Source organism: Enterobacter cloacae complex sp.6700776 (genome assembly GCF_048284255.1).
In the GTDB taxonomy this organism is placed as follows: Bacteria; Pseudomonadota; Gammaproteobacteria; order Enterobacterales; family Enterobacteriaceae; genus Enterobacter; species Enterobacter intestinihominis.
The window spans coordinates 67,712-81,402 of the sequence record NZ_JBLVYK010000010.1 but is presented as its reverse complement, the minus strand read 5'-3'; the positions used below and the strand labels follow the sequence as shown (position 1 = coordinate 81,402).

General features: G+C 54.9%; 12 protein-coding genes. 11 read left to right on the top strand and 1 reads right to left on the bottom strand.

Annotated elements, in window-relative coordinates; genetic code table 11:
* Position 1: 1 nt before the first annotated feature.
* Positions 2–1,270, bottom strand: a complete 1,269-nt coding sequence (rhlB, locus tag ACNQ0T_RS15520; protein WP_022646644.1) for an ATP-dependent RNA helicase RhlB — start codon at positions 1,268–1,270, stop codon at positions 2–4.
* A gap of 144 nt (positions 1,271–1,414) precedes the next feature.
* On the opposite strand from rhlB, the gene trxA reads away from it, so the two are divergent.
* The 11 genes from trxA (at position 1,415) to wzyE (ending at position 13,683) form a co-directional block, all read left to right on the top strand.
* Positions 1,415–1,744 (top strand): thioredoxin TrxA, encoded by a 330-nt coding sequence (trxA, locus tag ACNQ0T_RS15515; RefSeq protein WP_006812392.1) that lies wholly within the window; start codon positions 1,415–1,417, stop codon positions 1,742–1,744.
* A 341-nt stretch (positions 1,745–2,085) separates the two neighbouring features.
* The gene (gene rho / locus ACNQ0T_RS15510) at positions 2,086–3,345 is read left to right on the top strand and encodes a transcription termination factor Rho (protein WP_001054528.1); all 1,260 of its coding nucleotides are present in this window, start codon (positions 2,086–2,088) and stop codon (positions 3,343–3,345) included.
* 242 nt (positions 3,346–3,587) lie between these two features.
* Entirely contained in the window at positions 3,588–4,691 is a 1,104-nt protein-coding gene (wecA, locus tag ACNQ0T_RS15505; protein ID WP_001050933.1) for a UDP-N-acetylglucosamine--undecaprenyl-phosphate N-acetylglucosaminephosphotransferase, read from the top strand.
* 13 nt (positions 4,692–4,704) lie between these two features.
* The gene (gene wzzE / locus ACNQ0T_RS15500) at positions 4,705–5,751 is read left to right on the top strand and encodes an ECA polysaccharide chain length modulation protein (RefSeq protein ID WP_022646646.1); all 1,047 of its coding nucleotides are present in this window, start codon (positions 4,705–4,707) and stop codon (positions 5,749–5,751) included.
* A 56-nt stretch (positions 5,752–5,807) separates the two neighbouring features.
* The gene (gene wecB / locus ACNQ0T_RS15495) at positions 5,808–6,938 is read left to right on the top strand and encodes a non-hydrolyzing UDP-N-acetylglucosamine 2-epimerase (protein WP_032622055.1); all 1,131 of its coding nucleotides are present in this window, start codon (positions 5,808–5,810) and stop codon (positions 6,936–6,938) included.
* Positions 6,935–8,197, top strand: a complete 1,263-nt coding sequence (gene wecC / locus ACNQ0T_RS15490) for a UDP-N-acetyl-D-mannosamine dehydrogenase (RefSeq protein WP_032626557.1) — start codon at positions 6,935–6,937, stop codon at positions 8,195–8,197. The genes wecB and wecC overlap by 4 nt, the downstream gene beginning before the upstream one ends.
* A complete protein-coding gene (rffC, locus tag ACNQ0T_RS15485) occupies positions 8,194–8,871 on the top strand; it encodes a dTDP-4-amino-4,6-dideoxy-D-galactose acyltransferase (RefSeq protein ID WP_046621722.1) in 678 nt (225 codons plus the stop codon). Before wecC ends, rffC begins: the two co-directional genes overlap by 4 nt.
* Positions 8,872–8,875: 4 nt before the next feature.
* The gene (gene rffA / locus ACNQ0T_RS15480) at positions 8,876–10,006 is read left to right on the top strand and encodes a dTDP-4-amino-4,6-dideoxygalactose transaminase (protein ID WP_022646650.1); all 1,131 of its coding nucleotides are present in this window, start codon (positions 8,876–8,878) and stop codon (positions 10,004–10,006) included.
* A 1-nt stretch (position 10,007) separates the two neighbouring features.
* Positions 10,008–11,258 carry a lipid III flippase WzxE gene (gene wzxE, locus ACNQ0T_RS15475; protein ID WP_032626552.1) on the top strand — a complete coding sequence of 417 codons (1,251 nt, stop codon included), beginning with the start codon at positions 10,008–10,010 and terminating at the stop codon, positions 11,256–11,258.
* Complete coding sequence (locus ACNQ0T_RS15470) at positions 11,255–12,334, top strand: TDP-N-acetylfucosamine:lipid II N-acetylfucosaminyltransferase (protein WP_023305223.1); 1,080 nt, start codon at positions 11,255–11,257, stop codon at positions 12,332–12,334. The genes wzxE and ACNQ0T_RS15470 overlap by 4 nt, the downstream gene beginning before the upstream one ends.
* The gene (gene wzyE, locus ACNQ0T_RS15465; protein ID WP_017693948.1) at positions 12,331–13,683 is read left to right on the top strand and encodes an ECA oligosaccharide polymerase; all 1,353 of its coding nucleotides are present in this window, start codon (positions 12,331–12,333) and stop codon (positions 13,681–13,683) included. The genes ACNQ0T_RS15470 and wzyE overlap by 4 nt, the downstream gene beginning before the upstream one ends.
* The last annotated feature ends 8 nt before the right edge of the window (positions 13,684–13,691 follow it).

Below are 13,691 nucleotides of genomic sequence, written 5' to 3'. Positions count from 1 at the left end.
TTTAACCTGAACGACGACGATTACGCGGCGCACCGCCGGAACGACGCGGGCCATTACCGGTACGTGGACGGGTAAGGCGCTTAGGTGGCGGCAGTTCGCTCATCAGCGCGTCCGGATTGTATTTACTCTGTGGAATAGAGTGACCGATATAGGTCTCAATGGCCGGAAGGTTCAGCGCATACTCTTCACATGCAAGGCTGATGGAGTGACCGCTTGCGCCGGCACGACCGGTACGACCGATACGGTGTACATAGTCTTCACAGTCATCTGGCAGGTCATAGTTAAAGACGTGCGTCACGGCTGGAATGTGCAGGCCACGGGCCGCCACGTCGGTCGCGACCAGAATATCAAGGTCGCCACGAGTAAATTCGTCGAGAATGCGCAGGCGTTTTTTCTGCGCCACGTCGCCGGTCAGCAGGCCCACACGGTGACCATCTGCCGCCAGGTGGCCCCAGATATCTTCACAGCGGTGTTTAGTGTTCGCAAAGATGATCGCGCGATCCGGCCACTCTTCTTCGATCAGGGTTTGCAGCAGGCGCATTTTCTCTTCATTAGAAGGATAGAAGAGCTCTTCTTTAATGCGGTGCCCGGTTTTCTGCTCCGGTTCTACTTCCACATATTCCGCATTGTTCATCTGCTCGAATGCGAGTTCACGTACGCGGTATGAAAGGGTTGCGGAGAACAGCATGTTCAGACGCTGGTTTGCCGCAGGCATACGGCGGAACAGCCAGCGGATGTCTTTAATGAAGCCCAGATCGTACATGCGGTCTGCTTCATCCAGCACCACGACCTGGATTGCGCCGAGGTTGATATGGTTCTGTTTAGCGTAGTCGATAAGACGGCCGGTGGTCCCAATCAGGATATCTACGCCGCTTTCCAGCACTTTCAGCTGTTTATCGTAGCCGTCGCCGCCATAGGCCAGGCCAAGTTTCAGGCCGGTGGCTTGCGCCAGGGGCTCAGCGTCTGCGTGGATCTGTACCGCCAGTTCTCGCGTCGGGGCCATAATTAGCGCGCGCGGCTGGTTAACTTTGCGGTCTGCAATCGCTGGGTGAGAAAGTAAATAATGAAACGTTGACGTTAAAAACGCCATCGTTTTGCCAGTACCGGTTTGCGCCTGCCCTGCAACATCACGACCGGCCAGCGTCAGCGGCAGGGCGAGAGCCTGAATGGGCGTGCAGTTATGAAACCCTTTAGTTTCAAGGGCTTCGATCACCTTTGGGTGCAGGGCGAAGTCGGAAAACTTCTGTTCTGTTAAATGTGTTTTGCTCATAGTGTGGTAGAATATCAGCTTACTATTGCTTTACGAAAGCGTATCCGGTGAAATAAAGTCAACCTTTAGTTGGTTAATGCGACATCAACACGTCGTTGGTGGAGACAAAACCAACGTACCAGGCTTATTCCTGTGGAGTTATATATGAGCGATAAAATTATTCACCTGACTGACGACAGTTTTGACACGGACGTACTTAAAGCTGACGGGCTGATCCTCGTTGATTTCTGGGCTGAATGGTGTGGTCCTTGCAAAATGATCGCTCCGATTCTGGATGAAATCGCTGACGAATATCAGGGCAAACTGACCGTTGCCAAGCTGAACATCGACCAGAACCCGGGCACCGCGCCAAAATACGGTATCCGTGGCATCCCGACCCTGCTGCTGTTCAAGAACGGTGACGTGGCGGCGACCAAAGTGGGCGCACTGTCCAAAGGTCAACTGAAAGAGTTCCTGGACGCTAACCTGGCGTAAGGTTTCTCCGCTGAGCGTCCAGAGCGCCTAATTAATGGTGAGCTCTGGACGCCCGGCTTTAGTCGTGCTAAGTTAGCTATGACTACGTTTTAAACATATCTTGTTGTTTGAATCTTGTTTTACCCGATACTTCCCGTTGTTAACTTAAACAGTGCGTGAAGTTGCTAGATTCCGGGCTTGTCACTCAATCCGTCTTGTCGTTTCAGTTCTGCGTTCTTTCCCTGTGACCAGACAGCGAACAGACATGAGGTGATGGCCGCTAAACAGGCATGGATGACCCTGCCATACCATTCACAACATTAAGTTCGAGAATCACCCCGAGTTTAAGAACCCACACCATTATGAATCTTACCGAATTAAAGAATACGCCGGTTTCTGAGCTGATCACTCTCGGCGAAAATATGGGACTGGAAAACCAGGCTCGTATGCGCAAGCAGGACATCATTTTCGCCATCCTGAAGCAACACGCTAAGAGTGGCGAAGATATCTTTGGCGACGGTGTGCTGGAGATACTGCAAGACGGATTTGGTTTCCTCCGCTCTGCAGACAGCTCCTACCTCGCCGGCCCTGACGACATCTACGTATCCCCTAGCCAAATCCGCCGTTTCAACCTCCGCACTGGTGACACCATTTCAGGTAAGATTCGTCCTCCAAAAGAGGGTGAACGCTACTTTGCGCTGTTGAAGGTTAATGAAGTCAACTACGACAAACCGGAAAACTCCCGCAATAAGATCCTGTTCGAGAACTTAACGCCGCTGCACGCGAACTCTCGTTTGCGTATGGAGCGTGGTAACGGGTCTACTGAAGACTTAACCGCTCGTGTGCTGGATCTGGCATCGCCAATTGGTCGTGGCCAGCGTGGTCTGATTGTGGCGCCGCCAAAAGCCGGTAAAACCATGCTGCTGCAAAACATCGCGCAGAGCATTGCTTACAACCATCCAGACTGTGTGCTGATGGTGCTGCTGATTGACGAACGTCCGGAAGAAGTGACCGAGATGCAGCGTCTGGTGAAAGGGGAAGTGGTTGCGTCAACCTTCGACGAGCCTGCTTCCCGCCACGTTCAGGTTGCGGAAATGGTCATCGAGAAGGCGAAACGCCTGGTTGAGCACAAGAAAGACGTGATCATCCTGCTCGATTCCATTACCCGTCTGGCGCGTGCCTACAACACCGTGGTGCCGGCTTCCGGTAAAGTACTGACCGGTGGTGTGGATGCCAACGCCCTGCATCGTCCGAAGCGTTTCTTCGGTGCGGCGCGTAACGTGGAAGAGGGCGGTAGCCTGACCATTATCGCGACGGCGCTGATCGATACCGGCTCCAAAATGGACGAAGTTATTTACGAAGAGTTTAAAGGTACAGGCAACATGGAACTGCACCTTTCTCGTAAAATCGCAGAAAAACGCGTCTTCCCGGCGATCGACTACAACCGTTCCGGTACCCGTAAAGAAGAGCTGCTTACCACTCAGGAAGAGCTGCAGAAAATGTGGATCCTGCGCAAAATCATCCATCCAATGGGCGAAATCGACGCAATGGAATTCCTCATTAACAAACTGGCGATGACTAAAACGAACGACGATTTCTTCGACATGATGAAACGCTCGTAACGCAAATAATCCCAGTAAACGCCACGTTTTTACGTGGCGTTTTTTATTTATGGACTATACGCTATTACCACACACTCCCAATTTTGACCGGTCGGTGCGACAATAAGAAGGTTTGCACAGTCAAAGAAATAATTGATTGAAAAACATACAAAGGGAGTTGTGATAAGCCTTCTTTAATCCTTCTGAGGCAGAGGCTTCATGGTTATACTTCCGGGACTAACATTTGTTGAGAGCAATCCATTGTGAATCTACTCACTGCAGTAACTGAGCTGATCAGTATTTTTTTATTCACAACCTGTTTTTTGTTCATTGCGCGCAAGGTAGCAAAAAGAATTGGGTTAGTGGACAAACCGAATTTCCGTAAACGTCATCAGGGGCTTATTCCGCTGGTGGGCGGCATTTCGGTATACGCAGGCATCTGTTTCACATTCGGGATCGCGGATTACTATATCCCCCATGCCGCACTCTACCTGGCATGTGCCGGTGTGCTGGTACTGGTCGGCGCCCTTGATGATCGTTTTGATATCAGCGTGAAGTTCCGCGCGACGGTGCAGGCGGCCATTGGCATCATTATGATGGTGGTGGGCGGCCTCTATCTCAGAAGCCTGGGCTACGTGTTTGGTCCCTGGGAGCTGGTGCTTGGGCCGTTCGGCTTCTTCCTCACGCTGTTTGCCGTGTGGGCGGCTATCAACGCCTTTAACATGGTTGATGGCATAGACGGTCTGCTCGGTGGGCTGTCCTCTGTTTCGTTTGGCGCAATCGGCATCATTTTATGGTTTGACGGCCAGTACAGCTTGTCAATGTGGTGCTTTGCCATGATTGCCGCCATTCTGCCTTACATCTGCCTGAACCTGGGTGTGTTAGGGCGTCGCTATAAAGTCTTTATGGGCGATGCGGGCAGTACCCTGATTGGCTTTACGGTGATCTGGGTCCTGCTGGAGACCACGCAGGGTAAAACGCACCCTATCAGCCCGGTAACGGCTCTCTGGATTATCGCCATCCCGCTGATGGACATGGTCGCTATTATGTACCGTCGTCTACGTAAAGGGATGAGCCCGTTTTCTCCCGATCGGCAGCATATTCATCATCTGATTATGCGCGCCGGCTTCACGTCTCGTCAGGCGTTTGTGCTGATTACGCTAGCGGCTGCTATTCTGGCTGCGATTGGCGTTGCCGCGGAATATGCTCATTTCATTCCTGAATGGGTAATGTTGGTATTATTCTTGCTAGCATTTTTCATGTACGGTTACTGCATCAAGCGTGCATGGAAAGTCGCGCGTTTTATTAAACGTTTAAAACGCAGGATGCGTCGGAACAGTGGCAAAAACACAACATTAACTAAGTAAAACCGGGACTATGATGACTCAACCGTTGGCGGGAGCGAAATCAGTGGGCACTGAGAACGAGCTGGATATTCGTGGTTTGTTTCGAGTGTTATGGCAGGGCAAACTGTGGATTGTGGGGATTGGCCTGGGGTTCGCGCTGTTAGCGCTTGCCTACACCTTCTTTGCGAAACAAGAGTGGAGCGCCACGGCGATCACAGACCGACCAACGGTGAATATGCTTGGAGGCTACTACTCCCAGCAGCAATTCCTGCGTAATCTTGATATCAAGGCCAATCTGGCGACCCCGGATCAGGCCTCGGTGATGGATGAGTCCTACAAAGAGTTTGTGATGCAGCTGGCGTCGTGGGATACACGTCGCGATTTCTGGTCCCAGACAGACTACTACAAGCAGCGCATGGTCGGTAACAGCAAAGCGGATGCCGCGCTGCTGGATGATTTAATCAACAACATTCAGTTTATGCCTGGCGATGTGCTCCGTAACGTTAGCGACAGCGTGAAGCTGATTGCGGAAACGGCGCCGGACGCCAATAACCTGTTGCGTCAGTACGTTGCTTTTGCCAGCCAGCGTGCGGCCAGTCATCTGAATGACGAGCTGAAAGGCGCCTGGGCTGCGCGTACTATTCAGATGAAAGCGCAGGTCAAACGTCAGGAAGAGGTCGCTAAGGCCATCTTCGCCCGTCGCGTGCATAATATTGAGCAGGCGCTGAAGATTGCGGAACAGCACAATATTTCCCGTAGCGAAACGGATGTTCCGGCTGACGAACTCCCTGATTCAGAAATGTTCCTTCTTGGTCGCCCAATGCTTCAGGCACGTCTGGAAAATATCCAGGCCGTTGGCCCTGACTTTGACCTTGATTACGACCAAAACCGCGCCATGCTCAATACGCTCAACGTCGGTCCAACGCTGGACCCGCGTTTTCAGACCTATCGTTATTTAAGAACGCCTGAAGAGCCTGTAAAACGCGATAGTCCGCGTCGCGCATTCCTGATGATCATGTGGGGGATTGTGGGCGCACTGACTGGCGCTGGCGTAGCGTTATTGCGTCGCCGCACAAACTAAGAACGCCGTCTACGATGAAGGCTGCGGCCTTCATCGTCTAATCGAAGAGAATCGATGTGAAAGTACTAACCGTATTTGGCACCAGGCCGGAGGCCATCAAGATGGCGCCTCTGGTTCATGCGCTGGCCAGAGATCCTGATATTGAAGCGAAAGTGTGCGTGACTGCCCAGCACCGTGAGATGCTCGATCAGGTCTTAACCCTCTTTTCTATCGTCCCGGATTACGATCTCAATATAATGAAACCGGGACAGGGACTGACGGAAATCACCTGCCGTATTCTGCAAGAATTAAAGCCTATTCTGGAGTCGTTCAAGCCGGATGTAGTGCTGGTGCACGGCGACACCACCACCACCGTGGCGACCAGCCTGGCCGCGTTCTATCAGCGAATCCCTGTTGGCCATGTCGAAGCGGGACTGCGTACCGGCAATCTTTATTCCCCGTGGCCGGAAGAGGCCAACCGTACGCTCACCGGTCACCTGGCGATGTACCATTTTGCGCCAACCGAAAACTCACGTCAGAACCTGCTGCGCGAAAACATCAGCGACAGCAAAATCTTCGTTACCGGCAATACGGTCATTGATGCGCTGATTTGGGTGCGTGACCGCGTGCTGGCTAACAGCGAGCTTCAGGCAGAACTCGCTGCGCGCTATCCGTTCCTGAACAACGGCAAGAAAACGATTCTGGTGACGGGACACCGCCGCGAAAGTTTTGGCCGTGGCTTTGAGCAAATCTGCCACGCGCTGGCTGAAATCGCCGCGCAGAATGAGGATGTGCAGATTGTCTATCCGGTGCACCTTAACCCTAACGTCAGCGAACCGGTCAACCGTATCCTGGGCCACGTGGAAAACGTGCTCCTGATAGAGCCGCAGGACTATCTGCCATTTGTCTGGCTGATGAACCACGCCTGGCTGATCCTGACCGATTCTGGCGGCATTCAGGAAGAGGCGCCTTCCCTCGGTAAGCCGGTACTGGTGATGCGCGAAACCACTGAACGTCCGGAAGCGGTCACTGCCGGTACCGTGCGTCTGGTGGGAACGGATCCGCGTCGTATTGTCGAAGAGGTCACGCGCTTACTGCATGACGAAGAAGAGTATCAGGCGATGAGCCGTGCCCATAACCCGTACGGGGACGGGCAGGCTTGTGGACGTATTTTGCACGCACTTAAACACAATCGGGTAACGCTATGAGTTTTACTACCATCTCTGTTGTTGGTCTCGGCTATATCGGGCTGCCTACTGCGGCGGCCTTTGCCTCTCGTCAAAAGCAGGTTATTGGCGTAGATATCAACGCGCATGCGGTAGAAACCATCAACCGTGGCGAAATTCATATCGTGGAGCCCGATCTCGATCGTGTGGTGAAAAAGGCGGTGGACGGTGGCTTCCTGCGCGCCAGCACCACGCCGGTAGAAGCCGATGCGTACCTGATTGCGGTTCCAACGCCCTTTAAAGGCGATCATGAACCTGACATGGTTTACGTCGAGGCGGCGGCAAAATCCATTGCGCCTGTGCTGAAGAAAGGGGCACTGGTTATTCTTGAGTCCACTTCACCTGTTGGGGCAACCGAGCAGATGGCACAGTGGCTGGCCGAGGCGCGTCCCGATCTCAGCTTCCCCCAGCAGGCGGGCGACCAGGCCGATATCAACATCGCCTACTGCCCTGAGCGCGTACTGCCAGGCCAGGTGATGGTGGAACTGATTAAAAATGACCGCGTGATTGGCGGCATGACTCCAGTCTGCTCCGCGCGCGCCAGCGAGCTGTATAAGATCTTCCTTGAAGGCGAATGCGTGGTGACCAACTCCCGCACCGCCGAGATGTGCAAACTGACCGAAAACAGCTTCCGCGATGTTAACATTGCATTTGCGAATGAACTGTCGTTGATTTGCGCCGATCAGGGGATTAACGTCTGGGAACTTGTTCGCCTTGCCAATCGTCACCCACGCGTGAACATCCTTCAGCCGGGGCCGGGTGTGGGTGGGCACTGTATCGCGGTCGATCCGTGGTTTATCGTGGCGCAGAATCCGGAACAGGCACGCCTGATTCGCACCGCGCGCGAAGTAAACGACCACAAACCGCACTGGGTTATCAACCAGGTGAAAGCCACGGTGGCGGATTGCCTCGCCGACAGCGGTAAACGTGCCAGTGAGCTGAAAATTGCCTGCTTTGGTCTGGCATTCAAACCGAATATTGACGATCTTCGCGAAAGCCCGGCAATGGAAATTGCCGAAACGATCGCAGCCTGGCACAGCGGTGAAACGCTGGTGGTTGAGCCGAATATTCATGCGTTGCCGGCAAAACTTGCCGGTCACTGCACCCTTACCGCACTGGATGACGCGCTGGCGACGGCGGATGTGCTGGTGCTGCTGGTGGATCACAATGCGTTTAAAGCGGTCTCCGGTGATGCCGTGCGTCAGCAGTATATTGTTGATACTAAGGGCGTTTGGCGTTGATTACTCTCAACGGCGTGCTGGAGTCCCTTGAGTGGGAAAGCGTATTTTTTTCGCTCCCCTCAGCGATAGTGCGTCTGCGCGATAACGCTCCTGCGTTGCAGGACGCAGACTTCAGCGCCTGGCAGCGCGTACAGGCTAAGATCCCGGCGGACCGCGCCGATCTGCTGGACGCGCTCCAGCAGCACGGATTCCGGCTGGTCGAGGGCGAGGTTGATCTCTCTGTTACCGTGGCCCGCCACGGCTCACCGGGCGCGGAAATTGCAACGGAGCAGGATATCCCCGCGCTGCGCAAGATGGCGGCGCTGGCTTTCGCTCAAAGCCGTTTCCGGGCGCCCTGGTATGCGCCCGATGACAGCGGCCGCTTTTATGCCCGGTGGATAGAGAATGCGGTTAAAGGCACGTTTGACCACGTCTGTCTGGTGTTCCGTACTGCCGGTGGGCAGATTCAGGGTTTTGTTTCGCTTCGCAGGCTCAACGAGCACGAGGCGCGCATCGGTTTGTTAGCCGGGCGCGGCATGGGCGAAAAACTCATGCAGGCGGCGCTGCACTGGGCGGAGCAACAACAGGTATCGACGCTGCGGGTCGCAACCCAGATGGGCAACACCGCTGCGCTTAAACGTTATATTGCGAGTGGTGCCAGCATTGACGCCACCGCCTACTGGTTATACAGGTGACAAGATGATTCCATTTAACGCGCCTCCCGTTGTGGGCACTGAACTTGATTACATGCAGTCGGCTATGGGCAGCGGCAAGCTCTGTGGCGACGGTGGTTTTACCCGTCGCTGCCAGCAGTGGATGGAGCAACGTTTTCACAGTGCCAAGGTGCTGCTGACGCCGTCCTGCACCGCATCGCTCGAAATGGCCGCGCTGCTGCTGGATATTCAGCCCGGCGATGAAGTGATCATGCCGAGCTACACCTTCGTCTCCACGGCGAACGCGTTTGTCCTGCGCGGGGCGAAAATCGTGTTTGTGGATATCCGTCCGGATACCATGAACATCAACGAAACGCTGATTGAAGCGGCGATCACCGACAAAACGCGGGCGATTGTTCCGGTGCATTACGCGGGCGTGGCCTGTGAAATGGACACCATCATGGCCATCGCCAAAAAGCACAACCTGTTCGTGGTGGAAGACGCCGCGCAGGGCGTGATGTCCACCTACAAAGGTCGCGCGCTGGGAACCATCGGTCATATCGGCTGCTTTAGCTTCCACGAAACCAAAAACTACACCGCAGGCGGCGAAGGCGGCGCGACGCTGATTAACGATCGTGCCCTTGTGGAGCGTGCGGAAGTGATCCGTGAAAAAGGGACCAACCGCAGCCAGTTCTTCCGCGGTCAGGTGGATAAATACACCTGGCGCGATATCGGCTCAAGCTACCTGATGGCGGACTTGCAGGCCGCGTATCTCTGGGCGCAGCTGGAAGCGGCAGAGCGAATCAATCTGCAACGCCTCTCCCTGTGGCAAACCTACTACGACGCGCTGGAGCCGCTGGCTAAAGCCGGACGTATTGAACTGCCGACCATTCCGGCAGACTGCATCCACAACGCCCACATGTTCTATATCAAGCTGCGCGATAACGACGATCGCAGCAAGCTGATTGCCTGGCTGAAGGAGGCGGAAATTATGGCGGTATTCCACTATATTCCGCTGCACTCCAGCCCGGCTGGCGAAGCCTTCGGGATGTTTGCCGGTGAAGACCGCTACACCACCAAAGAGAGCGAACGTCTGCTCCGCCTGCCCCTGTTCTACAACCTCGCGCCGGTGAACCAGCGTACGGTGATCAATTCGCTTCTGAGTTATTTCGCCTGATATGTCTCTGGCAAAAGCGTCGGTGTGGACGGCAGCGTCCACGCTAGTAAAAATTGGCGCCGGGTTACTGGTCGTCAAGCTGCTGGCCGTCTCATTTGGTCCGTCAGGCGTTGGGCTGGCAGGGAACTTCCGCCAACTGGTCACGGTGCTTGGCGTGCTGGCAGGTGCCGGGATATTCAATGGCGTCACCAAATACGTCGCGCAGCATCATGACGATGCCGAAAAGCTTCGCACGGTGGTGGGCACCTCCTCTGCTATGGTGCTGGGCTTCTCTACGTTGCTGGCCATCGTCTTTTTGCTGGCGGCGGCACCTGTTAGTCAGGGACTGTTCGGACACACGCACTATCAGGGACTGGTGCGCCTGGTGGCGCTCGTTCAGATGGGCATCGCCTGGGCGAACCTGCTGCTGGCGCTGATGAAAGGCTTCCGTGATGCCGCCGGGAATGCGCTGGCGCTGATCCTCGGCAGCATTATCGGCGTTATCGCCTACTACTTCTGCTATCGGCTGGGCGGCTATGAAGGCGCGCTGCTGGGGCTGGCGCTGGTGCCTGCGCTCGTTGTCGTTCCGGCAGCGTTTATGCTGATGCGCAGAGGCAATGTCCCGCTGAGTTACCTGAAACCGCAGTGGGACAAGATGCTGGCGGGGCAGCTAGGAAAGTTTACCCTGATGGCGCTCATCACTTCGGTAACGCTTCCCGTGGCTTACGTGATGATGCGAAACCTGCTGGCAGCGCATTACAGCTGGGATGAAGTGGGGATCTGGCAGGGCGTGAGCAGCATTTCAGATGCTTACCTCCAATTTATTACGGCTTCCTTTAGCGTCTATTTGCTGCCAACCTTATCGCGCCTGACGTCCAGGCAGGATATTACCCGCGAGATTTTTCGCGCCCTGCGTTTCGTGTTGCCGGCCGTTGCGATCGCCAGCTTTACCGTCTGGTTACTGCGTGATTTCGCCATCTGGCTGCTGTTTTCAGCGAAGTTTACCGCCATGCGCGATCTGTTTGCCTGGCAACTGGTCGGCGATGTGCTGAAAGTGGGGGCATACGTTTTCGGCTATCTGGTGATTGCGAAGGCTTCGCTGCGGTTGTATATCCTGGCAGAGATCGGCCAGTTTGCGCTGCTAACGGCATTTTCTCACTGGCTGATCCCCACCCACGGTGCGCTGGGGGCGGCGCAGGCCTATATGGCAACTTATATCGTTTATTTCGCTGCCTGTTGCGGCGTATTTTTACTTTGGCGTAAACGCGCATGACTGCACTGATACACATACTGGGATCGGATATCCCGCATCATAACCAGACCGTTCTGCGGTTCTTCAACGATGAACTGGCATCCGGCACGCCCGATGCGCGTGAGTTTATGGTCGTTGGATGCGATAACGGCCTGAGCGCGGCGTGTCCGGCATTGCATATCACCTTCTGGCCAGACAAAGCGGCGCTGACGAAGGCCGTGGTTGCTAAAGCCAAAGCGGATCGAAGCCAACGTTTCTTCTTCCATGGACAGTTCAATACCGGACTGTGGCTGGCGCTGTTAAGCGGCGGGATCAAACCTTCTCAGTTCAGCTGGCATATCTGGGGAGCGGATCTCTACGAAGTCTCCCGTGGCTGGAAGTTCCGACTTTTCTATCCGCTGCGTCGTCTGGCGCAGGCGCGCGTGGGCTGCGTTTTTGCTACCCGAGGCGATCTCAACTATTTTGCTAAACAGCACCCGAAGGTTCGCGGGGAGCTGCTCTATTTCCCGACCCGTATGGATCCGGCGCTGAACACCATGGCGAATGACACGGTTCGAGAGGGCAAGCTGACCATCCTGGTGGGGAATTCCGGCGATCGCAGTAACGAGCATGTCGCGGCGCTGAGGGCGGTGCATCAGCAGTTTGGCGACACGGTGAACGTGGTGGTGCCGATGGGCTATCCCGCCAATAACGACGCCTACATCGATGAAGTTCGCCAGCAGGGGCTTGCGCTGTTTAGCGCGGAAAACCTGCACATTCTCAGCGATAAGCTGGAATTTGATGACTATCTCGCGCTGCTGCGAAAATGCGATCTGGGCTATTTCATCTTTGCCCGTCAGCAGGGGATTGGCACGCTGTGTCTGCTGATTCAGGCGGGCGTACCCTGCGTGCTCAACCGCGAAAACCCGTTCTGGCAGGACATGGCCGAGCAGCATATTCCGGTGCTGTTTACCTCTGACACGCTTAATGTCGAGGTGGTACGGGAAGCGCAGCGTCAGCTCACGCTGGTGGATAAAAATAGCATCGACTTTTTCAGCCCGAACTACCTCACGCCGTGGCACCGCGCGCTGCGTATTGCTTCAGGAGACAACGCATGAGCCAGTTGCAGTTTAGCGGCTTGCTGGTGGTCTGGCTGCTGAGCACGCTGTTTATCGCCACGCTCACCTGGTTTGAATTCCGGCGGGTACGTTTTAACTTCAACGTATTCTTCTCGCTGCTGTTTTTGCTGACCTTTTTCTTTGGCTTCCCGCTGACCAGCATCCTCGTGTTCCGCTTTGATGTTGGCGTCGCGCCGCCGGAAATCTTGTTGCAGGCGCTGCTCTCTGCGACCTGCTTCTACGCGGTGTACTACGTCACTTATAAAACGCGCCTGCGCGCGGCAAAAGACACCACCCCTCGTCGTCCGCTGTTTACCATGAACCGGGTAGAAACCCATCTGACGTGGGTTATGCTGATGACTATCGCCCTCGTCAGCGTGGCGATTTTCTTCATGCATAACGGCTTTTTACTGTTTAAGTTGCAGTCCTATAGCCAGATTTTCTCCGCCGAAGTCTCCGGCGTCGCGCTCAAGCGTTTCTTCTATTTCTTTATCCCGGCGATGCTGGTGGTCTTTTTCCTGCGTCAGGACAGCAAAGCCTGGCTGTTCTTCCTGGTCAGCACCGTCGCATTTGGCATTCTGACCTACATGATCGTCGGCGGCACCCGCGCCAACATCATTATCGCCTTCGCGATTTTCCTGTTTATCGGCATTATTCGCGGCTGGATCTCGCTGTGGATGCTGGCGGCGGCAGGCGTCTTTGGCATTGTGGGGATGTTCTGGCTGGCGCTGAAGCGCTACGGGCTGAACGTGGCCGGCGACGAAGCGTTTTACACCTTCCTGTATCTGACGCGCGACACCTTCTCGCCGTGGGAAAACCTGGCATTACTGCTGCAAAACTACGACAAGATCGAATTCCAGGGGCTGGCGCCGATTGTTCGCGATTTCTATGTCTTTATACCGACGTGGCTGTGGCCCGATCGTCCCGGCATTGTCCTGAACACGGCGAACTACTTCACCTGGGAAGTGCTGAACAACCATTCGGGTCTGGCGATTTCCCCAACCCTGATTGGCTCGCTGGTAGTGATGGGCGGAACGTGGTTTATCCTGCCTGGCGCGATCGCGGTAGGGCTGATAATAAAATGGTTCGACTGGCTATATACGCTGGGTAACGAAGAGACCAACCGCTACAAAGCCGCTGTTTTGCACAGTTTCTGTTTCGGTGCCATTTTCAATATGATCGTTCTGGCGCGCGAGGGGCTGGATTCATTCGTCTCACGCGTGGTGTTCTTTATGGTCGTTTTCGGACTCTGTCTGCTGCTGGCAAAACTGCTGTACTGGTTGTTTGACAGTGCAGGGCTTGTGCACAGACGTGAGCCACAGGGCAGCACAACGCTGTCGCAAGTCTGAGTAGGGAT

What these genes read in the sequence shown, in the direction of transcription:
- wzyE (WP_017693948.1), top strand. Translation starts at nt 12,331, where the DNA reads ATGAGCCAGTTGCAGTTTAGCGGCTTGCTGGTGGTCTGGCTGCTGAGC.
- ACNQ0T_RS15470 (WP_023305223.1), top strand. Translation starts at nt 11,255, where the DNA reads ATGACTGCACTGATACACATACTGGGATCGGATATCCCGCATCATAAC.
- wecC (WP_032626557.1), top strand. Translation starts at nt 6,935, where the DNA reads ATGAGTTTTACTACCATCTCTGTTGTTGGTCTCGGCTATATCGGGCTG.
- rho (WP_001054528.1), top strand. Translation starts at nt 2,086, where the DNA reads ATGAATCTTACCGAATTAAAGAATACGCCGGTTTCTGAGCTGATCACT.
- wzxE (WP_032626552.1), top strand. Translation starts at nt 10,008, where the DNA reads ATGTCTCTGGCAAAAGCGTCGGTGTGGACGGCAGCGTCCACGCTAGTA.
- rffA (WP_022646650.1), top strand. Translation starts at nt 8,876, where the DNA reads ATGATTCCATTTAACGCGCCTCCCGTTGTGGGCACTGAACTTGATTAC.
- rhlB (WP_022646644.1), bottom strand. Translation starts at nt 1,270, where the DNA reads ATGAGCAAAACACATTTAACAGAACAGAAGTTTTCCGACTTCGCCCTG.
- trxA (WP_006812392.1), top strand. Translation starts at nt 1,415, where the DNA reads ATGAGCGATAAAATTATTCACCTGACTGACGACAGTTTTGACACGGAC.
- wzzE (WP_022646646.1), top strand. Translation starts at nt 4,705, where the DNA reads ATGACTCAACCGTTGGCGGGAGCGAAATCAGTGGGCACTGAGAACGAG.